Origin of the sequence: Rhizobium sp. BK379 (assembly GCF_014193955.1) — a bacterium.
Lineage (GTDB): Bacteria > Pseudomonadota > Alphaproteobacteria > Rhizobiales > Rhizobiaceae > Rhizobium.
Genome location: NZ_JACIAD010000006.1, coordinates 49,629 through 67,980 on the forward strand (window position 1 = coordinate 49,629; position 18,352 = coordinate 67,980).

Annotated in this window: 18 protein-coding genes; 15 read left to right on the forward strand and 3 right to left on the reverse strand. The window is 54.1% G+C overall.

All coding sequences use genetic code 11. The annotated features are described in order from the left end of the window. Positions 1-144 precede the first annotated feature (144 nt). From msrA to FHT93_RS24270, 5 genes are all read left to right on the forward strand, one after another. Positions 145-855 carry a peptide-methionine (S)-S-oxide reductase MsrA gene (gene msrA / locus FHT93_RS24250; protein WP_183849785.1) on the forward strand — a complete coding sequence of 237 codons (711 nt, stop codon included), beginning with the start codon at positions 145-147 and terminating at the stop codon, positions 853-855. A 226-nt stretch (positions 856-1,081) separates the two neighbouring features. Further along, positions 1,082-1,525, forward strand: coding sequence for a response regulator (locus FHT93_RS24255; protein ID WP_183849787.1), 444 nt, complete (start codon positions 1,082-1,084; stop codon positions 1,523-1,525). Positions 1,526-1,805: 280 nt separating this feature from the next. After that, positions 1,806-2,885, forward strand: coding sequence for a nucleotidyltransferase family protein (locus FHT93_RS24260; RefSeq protein WP_113015630.1), 1,080 nt, complete (start codon positions 1,806-1,808; stop codon positions 2,883-2,885). Between the two features lie 20 nt (positions 2,886-2,905). Continuing rightward, entirely contained in the window at positions 2,906-4,171 is a 1,266-nt protein-coding gene (locus tag FHT93_RS24265) for a polysaccharide biosynthesis protein (RefSeq protein ID WP_113015629.1), read from the forward strand. A 5-nt stretch (positions 4,172-4,176) separates the two neighbouring features. Beyond that, a complete protein-coding gene (locus FHT93_RS24270) occupies positions 4,177-5,331 on the forward strand; it encodes an aminotransferase class I/II-fold pyridoxal phosphate-dependent enzyme (RefSeq protein ID WP_113015628.1) in 1,155 nt (384 codons plus the stop codon). Positions 5,332-5,354: 23 nt separating this feature from the next. Here FHT93_RS24270 and FHT93_RS24275 read toward each other — a convergent pair whose 3' ends face one another. The 3 genes from FHT93_RS24275 to FHT93_RS24285 all read right to left on the reverse strand — a co-directional run bounded on the left by FHT93_RS24275 (position 5,355) and on the right by FHT93_RS24285 (position 8,795). Next, complete coding sequence (locus tag FHT93_RS24275; RefSeq protein WP_162728564.1) at positions 5,355-6,713, reverse strand: hypothetical protein; 1,359 nt, start codon at positions 6,711-6,713, stop codon at positions 5,355-5,357. Positions 6,714-6,892: 179 nt separating this feature from the next. Further along, positions 6,893-7,909 carry a Gfo/Idh/MocA family oxidoreductase gene (locus tag FHT93_RS24280; protein WP_113015626.1) on the reverse strand — a complete coding sequence of 339 codons (1,017 nt, stop codon included), beginning with the start codon at positions 7,907-7,909 and terminating at the stop codon, positions 6,893-6,895. 85 nt (positions 7,910-7,994) lie between these two features. Next, positions 7,995-8,795: an acylneuraminate cytidylyltransferase family protein gene (locus FHT93_RS24285; protein WP_162728563.1), complete on the reverse strand. Its 801-nt coding sequence runs from the start codon at positions 8,793-8,795 to the stop codon at positions 7,995-7,997. A gap of 2 nt (positions 8,796-8,797) precedes the next feature. On the opposite strand from FHT93_RS24285, the gene FHT93_RS24290 reads away from it, so the two are divergent. From FHT93_RS24290 to FHT93_RS24335, 10 genes are all read left to right on the forward strand, one after another. Beyond that, the gene (locus FHT93_RS24290; RefSeq protein WP_113015624.1) at positions 8,798-9,841 is read left to right on the forward strand and encodes a Gfo/Idh/MocA family oxidoreductase; all 1,044 of its coding nucleotides are present in this window, start codon (positions 8,798-8,800) and stop codon (positions 9,839-9,841) included. Between the two features lie 17 nt (positions 9,842-9,858). Further along, a complete protein-coding gene (gene neuC, locus FHT93_RS24295; protein ID WP_348649806.1) occupies positions 9,859-11,022 on the forward strand; it encodes a UDP-N-acetylglucosamine 2-epimerase in 1,164 nt (387 codons plus the stop codon). A gap of 32 nt (positions 11,023-11,054) precedes the next feature. After that, positions 11,055-11,729 carry a NeuD/PglB/VioB family sugar acetyltransferase gene (locus FHT93_RS24300; RefSeq protein WP_113015622.1) on the forward strand — a complete coding sequence of 225 codons (675 nt, stop codon included), beginning with the start codon at positions 11,055-11,057 and terminating at the stop codon, positions 11,727-11,729. A 5-nt stretch (positions 11,730-11,734) separates the two neighbouring features. Continuing rightward, positions 11,735-12,769 (forward strand): N-acetylneuraminate synthase family protein, encoded by a 1,035-nt coding sequence (locus tag FHT93_RS24305; RefSeq protein WP_113015621.1) that lies wholly within the window; start codon positions 11,735-11,737, stop codon positions 12,767-12,769. Positions 12,770-12,842: 73 nt separating this feature from the next. Then, the gene (locus FHT93_RS24310; protein WP_113015665.1) at positions 12,843-14,171 is read left to right on the forward strand and encodes an N-acetyl sugar amidotransferase; all 1,329 of its coding nucleotides are present in this window, start codon (positions 12,843-12,845) and stop codon (positions 14,169-14,171) included. Beyond that, a complete protein-coding gene (locus FHT93_RS24315; protein WP_246781717.1) occupies positions 14,135-14,959 on the forward strand; it encodes an imidazole glycerol phosphate synthase cyclase subunit in 825 nt (274 codons plus the stop codon). Before FHT93_RS24310 ends, FHT93_RS24315 begins: the two co-directional genes overlap by 37 nt. Continuing rightward, positions 14,956-15,612, forward strand: a complete 657-nt coding sequence (hisH, locus tag FHT93_RS24320; RefSeq protein ID WP_113015619.1) for an imidazole glycerol phosphate synthase subunit HisH — start codon at positions 14,956-14,958, stop codon at positions 15,610-15,612. The genes FHT93_RS24315 and hisH overlap by 4 nt, the downstream gene beginning before the upstream one ends. Before the next feature lie 63 nt (positions 15,613-15,675). Beyond that, entirely contained in the window at positions 15,676-16,794 is a 1,119-nt protein-coding gene (locus tag FHT93_RS24325; RefSeq protein WP_348649804.1) for a Gfo/Idh/MocA family oxidoreductase, read from the forward strand. Beyond that, a complete protein-coding gene (locus FHT93_RS24330) occupies positions 16,787-17,257 on the forward strand; it encodes an acyltransferase (protein ID WP_113015617.1) in 471 nt (156 codons plus the stop codon). The genes FHT93_RS24325 and FHT93_RS24330 overlap by 8 nt, the downstream gene beginning before the upstream one ends. Further along, positions 17,254-18,351 (forward strand): DegT/DnrJ/EryC1/StrS family aminotransferase, encoded by a 1,098-nt coding sequence (locus FHT93_RS24335; RefSeq protein WP_113015616.1) that lies wholly within the window; start codon positions 17,254-17,256, stop codon positions 18,349-18,351. The genes FHT93_RS24330 and FHT93_RS24335 overlap by 4 nt, the downstream gene beginning before the upstream one ends. Position 18,352 lies beyond the last annotated feature (1 nt).

Genomic DNA, 18,352 nt, shown 5'->3' on the forward strand with positions numbered 1-18,352 from the left:
TTGTCAACTCACCTTCCGGCCTGTTCAGGTTTCGCACATTGGCTTTCGTGCAATCGTCACATCGGCGTGAGTGAACAGCTTGTGATTTGCGGCTTTTTCGTCGATCGGCAAGGATTTCTCCGGTTTGTTCCCGGAGGTAGCCCCATGTCCATTTCCACATCAGGCAAGGTCCTTGCCGCGCTTTTCGCAACGGCAGCCCTTTCGCTCGGCCTCGGTTCCGTCGCCACCCAGGCGGCGGAGGATGCCGTCGTCATTCCAGCGCCTGCCGTCGACGAGGCGGGCAAGTCCGGCACTGAAACGGCCGTCTTCGCCGGCGGCTGCTTCTGGGGTGTCCAGGGCGTTTTCCAGCACGTGAAGGGCGTCAAAAGCGCCGTGTCCGGCTATGCCGGCGGCGAAGCCGCAACCGCCCAGTACGAAACGGTCAGCACCGGTACGACGGGCCACGCCGAATCCGTCAAAGTAACCTTCGATCCGAAAGAGGTGAGCTACGGCAAGCTCCTGCAGGTCTTCTTCTCGGTCGCGCACAACCCGACGCAGCTCAATTTCCAAGGACCGGACCAGGGCACCCAATACCGCTCGGCGCTGTTCATCTCTGACCCGCAACAGCGCAAGGTCGCCGAAGCCTATATCGCCCAGCTCGAAAAGGCGCATGTCTTCAAACAGCCAATCGTCACCAGGATCACCGACTATACTGGCTTCTATCCGGCCGAGCAGTATCACCAGGATTTCCTGACGCTGAACCCGACCTACCCCTATATCGTCTATAACGACCTGCCGAAGATCGAGAACCTGAAGCAGATCTTCCCGGCTGATTACAGCCAGGACCCGGTTCTGGTGCTGAAGGCCAAGGGTTGAGAAGTCCCTCAAACCGAAATTTCAAAAGGCGGCTAAAGTCGCCGCCTTTACTATAACTTCTCGGCATTTTAAGAATTTATCAATATTAACAAAAGTTTAATTGAGAAATACTGCGTTTCATGCCGGAACATATCGTCGCATCGCCCGTTTAAGCTGCGAGCCTCGTGGAAGCAATCTGCCTTTCACGAAGCGGAGTCTCCTCGGTAAAGCGTAAAGGGGATCTGTCATGGCCACGAATGTCAAGCGTAGCTGGCAACGGGAACATCTCATGGAACAGCGAGTGCTGATTGTCGAAGACGAACTGCTGATAGCCCTCGATCTCGAAACAACGATCGAGGACATGGGCGTGCATGTCGCGGGCCTGGCATCGGATCGCGAAGGAGCTCTCAGGCTGGCACCGCTCGCCGATATCGCCTTTGTCGACGTCAACCTCTCGGATGGCGCAACCGGCCCTGAGATCGGCCGGCAGCTCGCGCAAGACCACGGGATCTCCGTCGTCTTCATGACCGCCAATCCCGAGGCCGTTGTAGATGGTGTGCACGGCGCGCTCGGTGTCGTGCAAAAACCCGTCATGCCGACAGTGGTGGAACAGCTTCTTAGATATGTCGCTGCCCGCCGTGCGGGCATGCTGGCAGTGGTGCCGCAGCAGATGATGGTGTTTGCGTCATAGAGTGAGGCCGCTGGCTCCTTTCCAGCTGGTATTGAGTTCGGCAGTCCAAGCGTGGGCGTGGGGCAGGTGTAAAATCACTAGAATTCTAGCTGGAACGCAAAGAGTATCAGTGAAATCGGTCGCTACATCCATTCATACCCGGACACATTCTCACGCGTTGCCCACGTCCTATGACGCTTTTGAAGGCTATGAATCGCCAGATTACTGAGCTAGAGAGTACCGCCAACAAAACCGTGGCGCGATTTTGCCGTCTGCGATTTCGTCGGAGTAGTGGATTGGAATGACTTACATTGACATTTCCAGGGTCGTGATAGCGCAGGATGCGGTGATGCGCCTCGCAATCGAAGTCATCGACAGCAATGGCCTGAAGATCGCGGTCGTTGTCACAGATGAGGGAAAGCTGAGTGGAATCATTACCGACGGAGATATCCGACGGGCGCTGCTTTCAGGACATGGATTGGATACGCCAGTTCAAGAATTTATGAGACAAAATCCTCGTTCGGCAATGCTGGGTACTGAAAAAAGCATTTTGCTCGGCCGCCTCCGCCACGAGCAAATTCTTCACCTTCCTATCGTCGACGAGGCTGGCATACTGCGGGACTTGGCGTATCTTCCCGCGTTTGAACAGCTTTCGTATCAAGAGAACCAGGTGATAATAATGGCGGGAGGGCTGGGGACACGACTTCGGCCGCTTACCGAAAATGTGCCCAAACCGTTAATATCGGTCGGCGGCAGGCCACTTATCGACATTATTGTTGATAATCTGGTGGCACAGGGCCTCTCCGATATTACGCTGTGTGTGAATTATCTTGGGCATATGCTTGAGGACCATCTCGGTGACGGTTCCAAGTTTGGCGCCCGGTTCACTTTCGTGCGCGAAAAGGAGCGGATGGGGACCGCGGGAGCATTGTCTCTTCTGCCGCAAGCTCCGTCAAAGTCCTTTTTTGTGATGAACGGTGACATACTCACGACAGTTGATTTTCAGGCTATGCTGGATTTCCACAAGTCTTCGTCTGTGGTGGCGACAATGGCGGTCAACAATCACAGCTATGAAGTGCCATTCGGTGTCGTTGAAGTTTCCGGTCGCTATCTGACCAAGTTGACGGAAAAACCCAAATGCAACTTTCTGGTCAATGCTGGGATCTACCTGCTCGAGCCCCAAGTTCTGGAATATGTTCCGAACCGACAGTTTTTCGATATGACAAACCTCTTTGAATATCTGATCGAGCGTCAGTTGCCGGCCGCTGTTTTTCCAGTCCGAGAACCTTGGCTCGATGTTGGGCGACATGAGGATTTGATTAGGGCGAATGACAGTTTCGGGGATGGTGATCCCAGCAAACAAGCGCCGAAATGGCCGTGATCTTAAAGCAGGAAATTTAGATGCCCATTGAAGCTCATAAAAGCGGCAAGAACAGCCAGCTCGCGTTTATCGCGACCGGAAGAGAGAATTCTATCTTCTCTCAGGATATGAGGCGTTTTGAAGGGCAATTGCGGGATAAGCTCGAAGGCAAACGAGTACTTGCTATCGGAGCTGCCGGATCAATCGGTTCCGCTACAATATCGGTCATTTCGGGGTTCGAGCCATGTGCTCTTCACGTGATCGATCAGAATGAGAACGAGTTGGCAGAGTTGGTTCGGACACTCCGCTCCAGCCCAGGAGGCTTTGCCGTTCCGGATTTTCGAACCTTGCCGCTAGATTTTGGCTCGCCTGCGATGAGGCTTTTTATTCATGACCAAGCACCCTATGATTTTGTTTTGAATTTTGCGGCAATTAAACACGTGAGGTCGGAGAAGGATTCCTTTTCAATGCTGCAGATGTTTGACACGAACTTGCTCAAACAGGCTCGCCTGTTGCGGTGGTTGAGCGAAGTGCAGTTCAAAGGCCGATATTTCTCTGTTTCTACCGACAAGGCAGCCAATCCGAGCTCCTTCATGGGCGCCAGCAAACGCCTCATGGAGCACGTGATGTTCAGTGGCGAGGCCGTAAAAGATCTTGACGCGGAAATTGTCTCTGCGCGCTTTGCTAATGTTGCGTTCTCAAACGGTTCGCTTCTTCAAAGCTTCCAGCGTCGCGTCGAACAGGAGCAGCCACTGGCTGCGCCGATCGATACTCGGCGCTATTTTGTCTCAATGGAGGAGGCTGGTCATCTCTGCACATTGGCCGCAGTGTGCGCTCCCGGCCAACACATTGTCGTTCCTAAGCTTAGTCCCGATGAACATCTCGTTTTGCTCGAAGACGTCGCAAAGGCTTTTCTTGAGCATTTGAAGCTAAAACCTGTGATTTTCAGCAATGAAGCAACGGCGGTGCAGGCGACAAGCTTGCTTCGTGGCTCCGGTTCCTGGCCACTTCTGCTGACGCCGCTCGATACCGCCGGTGAGAAGGCCTTCGAGGAATTCGTTGCGAACGATGAAAGCGCCGTGGACGGCGGATTTGAAGGACTTTCCATCGTCAAGTACAAAGGTGCCGCGAGCGGATCGATTGGAAGGTTGATCAGTAGTCTTGAGGGTCTTTTCGCCGCAGCCAATATGCCGACTTCGCCACAGCAGATCGACAAGGATCAGTTGAAGGAGCTTGTGGCTACAATCGAACCGTCCTTCCTGCAGACTCACAAGGTGAGTGAAAAAACTCTGGATTCACGGATTTAGGCTCAATGATACCGCTCGCAGTACCAAATCTCGCCGGCCGTGAGGCCGAATATCTGCAGGAATGCATAACTTCTACATTTGTTTCGACGGTGGGGCCATTCGTCACCCGTTTCGAAGAAATGGTAGCTGCTGCGTCCGGTGCCAAATACGCAGTTGCGACGTCCGCGGGTACCACTGCGCTTCATGCTGCCTTGCTATCCGCCGGCGTAGGGCGCGATGATTTGGTCATTGCACCATCATTCACGTTCATCGCTTCGGTCGCTGCAATTGCCCATTGCGGAGCGCTTCCGTGGCTTTTCGATGTCTCTCCCGAAAACTGGTCGATAGACGTAACGTTGTTGGCTAGCAAACTGGAGAAAGAGACGCATCGTCGCGTGGACGGTGCGTTACTTCACACGGAAACGGGGCGCAGAGTTTCGGCAATATTGCCGGTTTTTACGCTGGGCATTCCCGCCCAGATGGATGAGATTAACGAGTTAGCGAAGGCTTACTATTTGCCGGTTGTCGTTGATGCGGCCGCCGCACTGGGTACCACCTATAAAGACCGTCCTTCGGGAAGCTTGAGCGCAGAATTCACGATGTTCTCCTTCAATGGGAACAAGACTGTTACCGCCGGCGGTGGCGGAATTATCGTTACGGATGATCCGGAAAAAGCACGCCTCTTTCGTCATGTGACGACCACCGCCAGAGTCGGGGCCGATTACGATCACGACATGGTCGGTTATAATTACCGAATGACAAACCTCCAGGCGGCGGTTGGTTGTGCCCAGATGGAAAATCTGGGCCGATTTGTCGAGTTGAAACGGAATATAGCACGAAATTATAGGGAGGCTTTCTCGGATCTTGCCGGAATAGCGCCTTTTCCGGATCCGGAATATGCGCGAAGCGGTTATTGGTTTTCCGGGATCGTCGTGAACAACAGAGACCCACGGCAGTTGACCGATATCCGCGTTCGTTTGCGGGAGGCCGGCATAGACGCCCGCCCCTTCTGGAAACCAGCCCATCTCCAGGCACCCTATGTAGGGGCGCCGAGGACGGAAATGACGGTCTGCGACAACCTCTGGCAACGGATCGTGACGCTGCCATGCTCAACCGGCCTGACGGTCGCCGATCAGGACTTCGTTGTCGACAAGGTCAGACGGCAGTTCGCCAACAACTGAAGAAGTGGCAAATTTTTTCGGATTTATTTCTGCTTAGGGTCCTCATGGAAGGCGTTTCCTCCGCGGCCTATGATCAGTAGTGCAAGCACGAATATCGCGTTTGTCGGATGAAATATGCTACCCCATGTCATCATAAGCCAGATAAGTAGCGACAGCATCGATACTCCCCAGATGTCGTTTTCCTTTGCATGAGTGTAACAGCGTTCGCCGAGGAAATAGAAGAATCCCAGAGCCGGTAGACCATATGTAGCGAGCAGACGTGTCGGTAGGGACACAGAGTCAGATCTTATTTGATTTGCGTTTAGAAGTTTTTCCGTTGCGCTCTGAGCCAAGCTACTTCCGTATCCCATCAGGTAGTCGCTTTGCCAAAAGATCTGGAGATGTTGAAGCCACAACCAGGGCCGGTAAGCTTGTCGGTAGATCGCTTCCAGCGAAAGCCCGCTCTGATTGCGCAGGAGCAACCGGGATATGAGGGGAATATCTTGTAGGTGATAAAGGGCGAACGGGGATAGACCGACGATGAGGATAAGTCCCAACGTCATAGCGAACGCCACCGTAACACGAAGCCTCGCATTATCAGGAAGTAGCGTCAAAACAACGGTGGTGGCGCTGCAAAGCACGAGGCCGATCAGTGCTGAACGCACGAAAGATAAGATAGTGAAATAAGCGGCGGCAACAACGGTTGTGATGTTGAGCCATCGAAAACCCAGATGCTTCAATGCAATCAGGAAAACGAAAAGTGAGATGATGCCGGAAGTCGCAATGTTGGGGACCATCGAAATGCGCCATGGCCCGTAAGCGGGCGCAGTTTGGCCAGGCAAAATGCCCCAGGCATTGATATCAATTCCTTCCCGGTCTTGTGGTGGTAACGCAATGTTGCCAGAATCTGCAGCGTCAGCCCCAAGGGGATCCCCCTGGTACTCTTGCATCAACCAGCTGTACTTTTCGAACGGTGGCTGCAGAACAAAGCTCAAGCTGCCAATCCCGTAAAATACCAGGATGATCGCGAATAGCCATCTAACGTTGATGCGCACCTCGGAGCGGCTCGCCCATGCGCTGACCCAAGCGATCAAGATAATTGGGGGAACGGCACCTGTATCCCCTCTCAGGCCGAACCATAAAGACGCCGTTACACCCATGACGGCGATAGGTCTCGCACAACCAAATATGAGATTTTCTACTGTCTGTCTGAGTCTTGGCAATGGTGCTGCAACTGCTGGCAGTGTAAGCAGCCAATAAAGCGGTTCTCCTCGCGAGACGATCCTTTCCTGCCCCATGTAAACTGTGAGTAGCAGCGAATAAGCCAGGAACAGAAGGATGTCGCCGCCGTTCTTGTACCATACGCAAACCGATTGGACCTTAGGATGCATCAAGATATCCATGAGGGCGTTCGGTTTTCTGATGCCTGTATCTTTTACTAGCCTGTCGTCCATATCTCATCGCTAATGCAGGAATTGCGTCTCTTACGCCGATTGACCGGGGTGCGTTTCTAATCCTCCCCCCGAGGCCACTCCGAGCCCGAGAAACTGGAGCGCTATATGGCGATGACAACCCTCGACGCTCATGCAATCGGTAGGGTGTAATCTCCCGAAATAGGCTCACGGCGCAGATCGATCGTCGCGCCCCCACGTTCGTTGGAAAGGTGGGCAGCGACAAGTAATTTCATGGCAAGCAGCCCGTGCTCTCCTGTCGGGTAGTCAGTGCCGGCAAGAAGGGCTTCGAGAACGGAACGAGTTGGCGTGACAGCATCGGCCGGAGTAATTGTTATAGAGTCGGAATCGTAAGGCATGCCATAGCGTGTTGTTGGTTCATTTCTGTATTCCTCTCTACGAACGACGAAGGAGAGAGTGCCGGCCAATTCATCAACTGAGATGCGTCCATGGCGGCAATTGTAAGTCACATTCATGCCGTGCCCCTGGTCGTGGGAGCAATCCATATAGAAGCGTTTCCCTGACGGTGTTTCCAGGCGGATGCTTCCGGAGGCATCCCTAAATTGGGGGCCGCGAGGATTGGCGAGTTCGTCCTTCGAAAACCAAGCCGACACTTTTACCGGATCTTCGCCGCACAGATAGCGGAACATTTCAAAATAATGCGTGCCGTTCATCGCCATGCCAAAGTTTCCGGCACTTACGATAACGCTCGCAAGGCCGCCGAAAGCCTCAGACTCGATCATGGATTTCGGGAACGTGTATTGTTCCATGAAGCGCATCTGATGGTTGATTGCCAATTTCACACCTGCGGAATTGCAGGCGGAGATCATCGCTTCACAATCACGCAAGTTGGTCGCCATAGGCTTCTCGCACAGGATCATTTTGGCGCCATTTTGCGCCGCCCTGACGACAAGCTCGCAATGCCCGGGAGCCGTCGTTGCAATGATCAGAAATTCCGGCCGGATTTGGTCGATGAGTTCAATTGCCGATATGAAGCGGCGCTCTTCCGGGATCCCATACTTGTTTCCGGCGACATCGCAAGCTTCACGATTTATGTCGCTTACTGCCACGATCGGAAGTTGGCATTGTTCCAAGACGCCGGCATGGCGCATTCCCATTCGTCCAAGGCCAATGAGGGCTGTAATCATGGTTTTCTTCTCAGTCTGCTTTGGTGTTTGTCAGCGATCTTCACTTCACTCGATAGATACCGAAATCGAGATCTAGGCGAAAGACCTAGCGTGTTTCAGGCCATCCGAAATGATGTGAGGCAACGAAGGCAGCGATTGCGAAATCAAGTGGCGTATCGATATCGAAGCTACATTCGTCAGCCATAAGCCAGAACCCCGTCCGTTCAGTGAGAGCGGGTCTTTCGTCGACGATGGGTTGCCGGCGCCAAGCATAGATGGATCCGTTGAGCTCATAGCAATTGGGCAGGTCTTGTCGACGCCCATATTGCATCCCGGGCTTTGACAGCTCGATGCGGCCATCTGCGGTTTCTTCAACAAGCGTGTAATAGGGTGAAGCCTTTGCGCGTGCCACGGACACAACGTTGAGAAGGTCGGCGTTCGCTTCTAGCTTTTGGGCCGCCCCACGAATGTCCGCAGGAGTCCTTAACGGAGAAGTCGGTTGAAGATCGAAGAACATCTCGATCTCCCGCCCGACTTCCATTTCTGCCGTGCGCAGAGCATGACTGAGAACGGCGGGCTTCGCGACAAAGTCGGTGGCAAGCTCGTCCGGCCTCTTGACCAGCAGATTTGCTCCGGCCTCCCGCCCGATATCAAGATAGCGATCACTGTCGCTGGAAATCGAAATAATATCAAAAATTCCCGATTGGACAGCCTGTTCAACTGTGTGCGCAAGAAGCGGCCGGCCAGCAAAAGATTTGATGTTTTTGTGTGGCAGCCCCTTGGATCCTGACCGAGCCGCCACGACACACATTTTCATCTCAATGAACCTCAGGTTGACTTGTGCGGCTCTCATAGCAGAAACGGAATAGCGTTGTCCCGTGTTGATTTGTCTGACGGAAATTGACAAGGATGACGCGTTCCAATCGGGCGAGGCGCCTATTCCAGATCGCCGGGAGAACTCCGGATAATTGCGAAGGTATTCATGTGAACACTAAATTATGCCGTATCGCCCTCGTCGGTGCAGGAAGCATGATCGCCGAGCATGCAAAGGTTTTTGCATCCCTGCCAAATGTCGAGCTCGTCGGTATTGCCAATAGGACAAAAGCCAAGGCTCAGGTGATCGCCAACAATTGGAACATTCCGATTGTGAGTGATGACGTTGATGAAATGCTTGTCAGCATCCGGCCCGATTTGGTGGTGATGGCAGTGTACGAGCCGGCCATTTTTGAAGTTGCAACTCGAATACTGGCGCATCCCGTTGACGTCTTCATGGAGAAGCCTATCGGGTTGAACCTTGAAGAAGCGCGTGCTCTTCACGGGCAGGTAAAATCTTCGGGCCGGCGTGCGTGGGTTGGTCTCAATCGGCGCGCACTTGGTTCCACACTGACCGCGCTCGCAGATCTTTCCGCAAATCCCGGCCCTCGCTTCATCTATGTTCAAGACCAGCAGAGTCTCGAAGCCGCGCGGGCCATCGGTCACAATTTGGCGGTAGTCGACAATTGGATGTATGCCAACTCAATTCATCTCGTTGACTACCTAATGACTTTCGGTCGCGGAGGCGTGACTGACGTAAAGATCTTGCAACCGTGGAAGGCCGGCGAATCCGGGGTTGTGCTTGCGCATATCAGTTTCGCCTCCGGAGATCGCGGTATCTATCAGGCTGTATGGAACGGTCCAGGACCTTGGGCCTGCACGGTTTCCGCGCCGCACAGGCGATGGGAGATGCGGCCTCTGGAAAAGGCGATATTTCAAAATGCAGGCGAGCGTAGCCTGAACGAGGTTCAGGCTACAGAAGCAGATCTGCAATTTAAGCCAGGGTTTCGGGTGCAAGCTGAACAGGTGGTGGGTGCCTGGCGCGGGGAAAATACGGGTGCAGCAACGATCGACGACGCCTTGGCGACGACTGAACTCGTTGCCAAGATCTACGACCTTGGTGACGAGGTGACACGGTGACCAAACCCCGGATATGTGTGACTACCGGTACAAGGGCGGACTACGGTCTCTTGTATTGGCTCATGCGTGATCTGCACGACGATCCGGATTTCGAATTGCAGATTGCGGTGTCCGCCATGCATTTGTCGCCGGCATTCGGAGAGACCGTTCGCTTCATTCGAGCCGATGGTTTCAAGATCGATGCTGAAATACCCTGCCTTGACGATGATGACAGCGACGCCGGCATGGCACGCGCCTTCGGTCGCGCCATCGACGGCTTTCGCGGGGCATTCGAACAGCTCGAACCCGATTTTCTGGTTATATTGGGGGACCGATTTGAAGCGCTTGCGGCTGCGACTGCTGCAACCTTTCTTCATATCCCTATTGGCCATATTCACGGCGGCGAAGTAACGCTAGGTGCCATGGACGATACCTTCCGGCACGCGATTACAAAAATGGCACATGTCCATTTCACGGCAGCCGGACAGTACGCTGATCGAGTGATCCGGATGGGTGAGGCGCCGGAACGAGTATTCAACATCGGCGCGATCGGCCTCGATAATTTCAGGCGGCTTTCCATACCCGATAGATTGGAATTGATGCGAGAACTCGAAATCGAGCCAGAACGCGATTATGTGTTGATGACCTACCATCCGGCGACGATGGATTCGGCCTCGCCTGTTGCCGCCCTCGAGCAGATTCTTGACGCACTGCAGTCTTTTCCGGATCTGGCCGTGATCATTACGAAAGCCAACTCTGATCCAGGTGGCAGGAAAATCAATGCGAGGCTTGAGACATTTCATTCCCAACACCCCGATCGGGTCAGGTTGGTTGCATCTCTAGGCCAGTTACGCTACCTCGCGGCGATGAAACATGCGAGCGTAGTCCTCGGCAATTCGTCAAGTGGCCTCATTGAGGCCCCCGCAGTGGACGTCCCGACGGTCAACGTAGGCCCACGGCAACTGGGCCGGCTGAAAGCGATGTCCGTCATCGACACGGTCGAGGAAACCGGGGCAATCGTAAGGGCTATGACCGAAGCAATGTCGCTTTCTTTTCGCGATGCCATTAAAGACAGCGCCCCCCCTTATGGCAGGCCGGGTGACGCTACCGGTTCAGTGCTGTCAGTTCTTCGCAAGATCGATTTTCCCCGACTGCTACAAAAGCCCTTCTATGATCTCCCCAACCGGGCCGTGAAGGAGTAGTTTTTGATAGTCCACCGGATCCGTCAACGTCTATGAAGCTTCCATTGCCGATGTTTTGGAAGAAGAAAAAGCCTTCGCTGCTCGTTGTCGGGGGAGGCGGACATGGGCGAGTTGTCCTTGAAGCGGCGTTATTGAACGATCATTTTGCTCGCGTGGTGGCCGTCGATCCCGAGGAGTACAAAAGCTGGTCGCTACAGATTGCGCGCTGCGTCGAAGACGAGAAGGAAGTTGTGCGCGACAATGAAACATGGGTATTTGTTCCGGCGGTAGGAAACGCTACCCTGCGCCAGAAATTGTTCAATGCCTATCTTGGAAAGGGATTTGCTCCCGCTTCGGTGATCCATCCGGCCTCCACAATCAGTCCTTCAGCGCGGTTGGGCCGAGGGGTCGTGGTGCTCGCAGGTATTGTCGGTGTTCAGGTAACGATCGGTGATGGCGTCATCGTTAACAACGGAGCAATCGTTGAACATGACTGTGTCGTGGGCGATTTCTCGCATATTGCACCGGGCGCCGTGCTAGCTGGAGGTTCATCCTTGGGCAGCGGTTGCTTTCTTGGAGCAAATAGTTCAGTCCGACATGCGACGGCTATTGTAGGCAATGTAACTGTCGGACACGGAGCGGTGGTTACGCGCGATATTAGTGCTCCGGGTGTTTACGTGGGTAGTCCGGCGAAGCTTATGTTAGATTCGAAAAAAGTCTTGGAGTAAACGCAGTGACGGTGGAGAATCGTTGTTTCATTATTGCTGAGATTGGCGTTAACCATAACGGTAACCTGGATCTCGCTCGCAAACTTATCGATGTGGCGGTGGAGGCGGGCGCAGATGCTGCCAAGATACAAACGTTCAAAGCCGAGGATTTGATTGTCGCAGGTACCAAGACCGTCGAATACCAGCGCCTGAACGGTGCTGAGGATGATCAATTCAGGCTACTTAAATCTCTTGAACTGTCTCACGATCAGCATCGCCAGCTTGTCGAATACTGTGCCCTGAGGGGTGTCGAGTTCATGTCGACCGGCTTCGATATTGCTTCGCTTCAATTCCTCGTCGAGCTAGGAATTAGGCGGATAAAAATTCCATCCGGGGAAATCACCAACACTCCGCTTGTAGAGGTTGCTGCCCGGACTTGCCTTCCGATCATCATATCGACTGGAATGGCAACCCTTGACGAGGTGCGAGATTGCATTCGGGCTGTAAGGGATGTGTGGCAGACGCTTCGGCACGACGGCGACCTGTGCATTCTGCATTGTACAACAGCCTATCCGACCGCGTTGTCGGACGTAAACCTGGCGGCCATGCATACAATGCAGAAGGTGCTCGATGAAAAGGTAGGCTACTCCGATCATACCGCTGGGATTCTTGTGCCGCCTCTTGCAGTGGCGGCAGGTGCGCGTGTCCTTGAGAAGCACATTACACTCGATCGCGAAATGCAAGGCCCCGACCATGCGGCATCGATCGAGCCTGAGGAGCTCAAGCGAATGGTGGCTGAGATCCGTCTGATTGAGACCGTTTTGGGCGATGGCATCAAAGCTCCAAAGCCCGTCGAACTGGCTACCCGCGCGCTCGTGCGCAAGGGGCTGAAATTTGCGGCGAAGTTTCCAAAGGGTCATGTTGTCTCGGCGGTCGATCTTGTCTCGCTTCGCCCCGAAACTGGTTTGCCGCCGGCTCGTTTGAAGTCTCTCGTCGGCAGAACACTCGTCAAGCCGGTCGCCATTCACGATGCTGTGGAAGAAGACCACTTTGAATTTTAACCGAACTTACCTTCTTGCGCGAGCAATTCATAACCGTTAACCAACCGGCAATTCGAAATATAGGATGACGGCAATGCGCTCTATCCACCTAGATCCGCGTAACGACAAGCTGGACCTTTCGGAATACCGATTGGACAAAAGCAGTCCGGACACCCTTTACGGCTTGCCTCAGCATGTCGCGTTCTGCTCTCGATGCGTGATCTCCAATCAGCGTCCTAACTCTACGGTTGAGCATAAGCATACCAGGGACAGCAAGAAACAAACGATCAATTTTGATTCCGAGGGTGTTTGCGACGCATGTCGAGTGGCGGAGCAGAAGGACGGCAATATCGATTGGGAAGCGCGGCGCCGGGAATTGCAGGTACTGTGTGACAAGTACCGCTCGAGGAACGGCCACTATGACTGCCTGGTGCCCGGTTCGGGCGGCAAGGACAGCTTCTACCAATCGTGGATCCTGAAATACGAATTCGGCATGAACCCACTTACGGTAACATGGGCGCCTCACGTCTATACCGAATGGGGCTGGCGCAATTTTCAGCGCTGGATCCACTCGGGTTTTGACAACTACCTTCTGACGCCCAACGGCCGGGTAAAGCGCTTGATCACACGCCTTGCGGTGGAGAACCTGTTCCATCCATTCCAGCCGTTTATCTTCGGCCAGAAGTCATACGCGCCGAAAATGGCGGCGCGTATGAACATACCTCTGATCTTTTATGGTGAGAATGAAGCGGAGTACGGGAATCCGATCGCAGATATGACATCTGCAAAACGCGACTATTCCTATTTTTCGACTGCGGATGACAGTGAGATCTTTCTCGGCGGCACGTCCATTCAGTCGCTGATCAACGATTATGGTGTTCGTGCGCCGGATCTCGATGTCTACCGTCCTTCCAATCCGGACGAACTGAGGGAGAAGGGCATCGAGGTCCATTATCTCGGATACTATCTGAGGTGGCATCCGCAGTCGGCTTACTATTTCGCTGTCGAGCACGGCGGTTTTGAAGCGTCGCCCGAGCGGACGCCCGGCACTTACTCGAAATACAACTCGATCGACGACCGTATCGATGATCTTCATTATTATACGACGTTCATCAAGTTCGGTATTGGCCGCACAACCTACGACGCCGCGCAGGAAGTTCGATCCGGTGACCTGGAACGCGAAGAGGGCGTGGCTCTCGTCCGGCGCTATGACGGCGAGTTCCCCGAGCGTTTTGCCGATGAACTGATGGAATACCTCAGCTTGCCGGAGAAAGAATTCCCCGATGCCTCAAAGCAGTTTGAAGCGCCGATCATGGATCGCGCCTATTTTCATGCGCTATCAAACCGCTTCCGGTCCCCTCATCTTTGGGCCTATGACAATGGGGAATGGAAGCTGCGCCGCAGCGTCTTTACCCAGAACTGAGTGCCAGGAATATGAACATTCGCCTTATCGCACGTCTTGATGTCAAGCTGAAGCACCTGATTAAGGGTGTGCAAATGGAAGGCTGGCGCAAGATGGGCAACCCTGGTGAACGAGCGAAGCTCTATTACCATCAGGGTGCGGACGAACTCTTGTACATGGATGTCGTTGCAAGCCTTTATGAGCGTAACAATCTGACGGACATCGTTCGTGAGGTCGCACAGGAGGCGTTTGTGCCGATCACCGTCGGGGGCGGAATAGGCGATCTCAGGTCGGCCAAGCAATTGCTCGATGTCGGTGCCGACAAGGTGGCGGTAAATACAGCTGCGACCAAGCGGCCCGCAATATTGCAGGAAATTTCCGATACCTATGGCTCTCAGGCGATGGTTCTTTCCATCGAAGCAAAGCGCCTACCGCAAGGTGGCTGGGAAGCTATGACGGATAATGGGCGTAATCATACCGGGTTGGACGTCGTCAGATGGGCTGTGAAGGGTGCGGAGCTTGGCGCAGGCGAGATCCTCATCACGTCGATTGATCGCGACGGTACAATGAAGGGTATGGATACCGAACTTATCGAAGCCGTCACGCGAGAGGTCGATATTCCCGTAATTGCTTCCGGGGGAGCAGCAGGCGGCACCCATGCAACCGAAGCTGTCCGGTCGGGCGCGACGGCTGTTGCCTTCGCGAAGGCCCTCCATTCCGACTCAACCGATTTTGGGCAATTACGGCAAGAGCTAAAGCAGGTTGGAATACCGGTCAGAACACCAAAGAAAGTAGTGGTCGGAGTATGAACCAATCAGTTGTTGTTGTTGATTATGGCATCGGTAATGTTTTCTCCGTCTGCAACGCTCTCAAGCAGATTGGCGCTGAGCCGCAGTTGACGCGCGACATCCCTAGAATTCTGCGGGCTGAAAGAGTAATCTTGCCTGGCGTGGGTGCCTTCGGCCGTGCCATGGATGCATTGCGGGGCTTTGGTCTCGACGAGGCCCTTGGCAGTTACGTCGCGACAGGCCGTCCTTTTCTTGGGATCTGCATCGGCATGCAAGTCCTGATGGATTCATCGCTGGAGTTCGGAGCCCATGCTGGTCTGGGGTTTATTCCGGGCACGGTAGAACGCATTCCGTCGGTGGATAAGGCTGGCAACCCTTTGCGTGTGCCGCATATTAGCTGGAGCAAGGTGAAGCCGGCGGCGGGCGTTCTTCTCCCGGAACAATGGCAATCTACGCCGCTCTCTGGCGATGAGGATCACCAGGAGTTCTATTTCGTTCATTCTTATCATTCAAAGCCGAACGATGCTTCGAATCTTCTCGCCGTCGTCGATCACGGGGGCAACGACGTGACCGCGGCCATTACGAAGGACAATATAGTCGGCGTGCAATTTCATCCTGAGCGCAGTGGCTTGGCGGGCCTGAATCTGCTCGGAAAGTTTATGGGCGGTCCTTAACCACAACAACTCTACGAAAGATCGTGCCTGTCATGCTCTATCAGGTTGCGAAACGCTCGGACGGTGGCTAAGGCGGTAACCCTCAAGAGGAAATCTCTAGAATTGGATAGGCGCATGCTCAATTTCGCTCTCGTCGGATGTGGTCGGATTGCTGTTCGCCATTCCGAACTCCTGGGCCTCAACCAGATTGATGGCGCACGTCTCGCGGCAGTCTGTGACATCGTTCCGGAAAAGGCCCGTGCGATTGGAGAGCGGTTCAACGTCCCCTATTTCACTAATATGCATGAAATGATGCGTGAGATTGACGTCGATGCAGTTTCAGTCTTGACTGAAAGCGGCAATCACGCGACGGACGTCATTGCACTTGCAAAATACGGCAAGCCTATCATTGTCGAAAAGCCGATGGCCTTAACTCTTGAGGACGCCGATGCGATGATTGATGCCTGTGATGCGTCTGGGTCGCGATTGTTTGTCGTAAAGCAGAACCGCTTTAACGTCCCTGTGGTCAAGCTTCGCGACGCGCTTGAAGCCGGTCGTTTCGGCAAGATGGTCATGGGCACGATCCGGGTCAGGTGGTGTCGCGATCAGAGCTACTATGATCAGGATCCGTGGAGAGGTACCTGGGCTATGGACGGTGGTGTCCTGACCAATCAGGCCAGCCACCATATTGATCTGCTCGAATGGATGATGGGCGATGTCGATAGCGTTTTTGCGAAAAGCACGACAGCGCTTGTCGATATAGAGACGGAAGATACGGCTGTTGTGCTTCTGAAGTTCAAGAACGGAGCACTGGGCCTCATTGAAGCAACCACCGCAACCCGACCCAAGGATCTTGAAGGCTCGATTTCAGTTCTGGGCGCGACGGGAACCGTCGAGATCGGTGGCTTTGCCGTCAACAAGATGAAGGTCTGGAGTTTCACGGATGGTCGAGACAATGTCGATGAAGTCATGGACAAATACTCGGTCAACCCGCCGAACGTCTACGGCTTCGGCCATCAGATGTATTACGAGCATGTTGTTGATTGTCTGGTGAGCGGTCGGCAGCAGGATGTGGATGGGCGCATCGGTCGCAAGAGCATTCAACTGATCCACGCGATCTACGAATCCATCGAGACCGGCAAGGAGGTCTTCCTCCCGGTGGTGCCGCGTCATTCCAAACTCGGGCGCGGCAAGAATGGCTGAACTGACACGCAGAACGGTTGGTATTGCTTCTGACGTCCAGTTCGGTGGCAATGTCACCGTAGTCGAACCCGTCAATTTGTACGGATGCGAAATCGGCAGCGACGTTTTCATCGGCCCTTTCGTCGAAATTCAGAAAAGCGTCTCCGTCGGCTCTGGAACACGCATTCAATCACACAGTTTTATCTGCGAGTTCGTCGATATCGGCAACGATTGTTTCATCGGTCACGGTGTGATGTTCATCAACGATCTTTTTGCTACCGGCGGACCGGCCCGAGGTGACAAATCGAAGTGGAAAAGCACCCGGATCGGTAATCGGGTGTCGATCGGAAGCAACGCCACAATTTTGCCAGTAGCCATATGTGATGACGTCGTCATCGGCGCGGGAAGCGTCGTAACACGCGATATCTCTCAGCCGGGAATCTACGCTGGAAACCCATGTCGTAAACTGCGGAATCTGCCATGATAAAATTCCTCGACCTGCACGCACAATATCTTTCGATCAAGTCGGATATCGATAATGCAATCGCCAAGGTTCTGGCGAGCAGCGCCTTCATCGGCGGTCCGAATGTCAAGGAATTCGAGCAGGCCTTTGCCGATTATCTCGGGGCTGAATTCTGCATCGGCGTGGCAAATGGGACCGATGCGATCGAGATCGCGCTCGAAGCTCTGGCACTCCCTGGTGGTTCGGAGGTCATCATTCCCGGTAATACCTTTATCGCCAGTTCGGAAGCTGTCACGCGAAGCGGTTTGAAAGTGGTTTTTGCCGATGTCGATCCCGGCAACTATACGCTGACCGCAGAGACGGTGCGGGCAAAGCTCACTCCTCGTACCAGCGCCATCATGGCCGTCCACCTCTATGGTCACCCATGCGATATGGTTGCCCTCAAGGAGGTTGCGGGTGAGCATGGTCTGAAAATTCTTGAGGATTGTGCGCAGGCGCACGGCGCGACGTGCCACGGCAAGACCGTTGGCACGATCGGCGATATCGCCACGTTCAGCTTTTATCCCGGTAAGAATTTGGGCGCCTATGGCGACGCCGGCGCAATCGTGACAGGGGATGCTGATCTCGCAAAGCGTGCCCGCATGATTGCCAATCACGGGCGCGTTGCGAAATATGACCACGACTTCGAAGGGAGAAATTCCCGCCTCGACGGTCTCCAGGCGGCAATTTTGTGTGTAAAGCTGGCGAACCTGCCAGCGTGGACGGAACGGCGTATTGCAATTGCCGATCGCTATATCGCTGAGCTTTCCGACGTACGTGAGATAGTCTTGCCGCGTCGCGCAAACTGGGCCACGCAAGTCTACCATCTTTTCGTTATCCGAACCGATAGACGAGACGAGTTGAGCGTGTGGCTGTCCGAAAAGGGCATTGAAACAGGCGTCCACTATCCGGTCGCCTTGCCGAAATTGAAAGCCTACGATTATCTCGGCCAAGGCCAGGAAGACCTTTTCGTCAATCGGGCTGACAAGACACTCCTCAGCTTGCCGATTGGTGAACACATGTCCGACGCCGACGTTGTGACTGTATCGACCGCGATCAAATCCTTCTTCGGTTGAT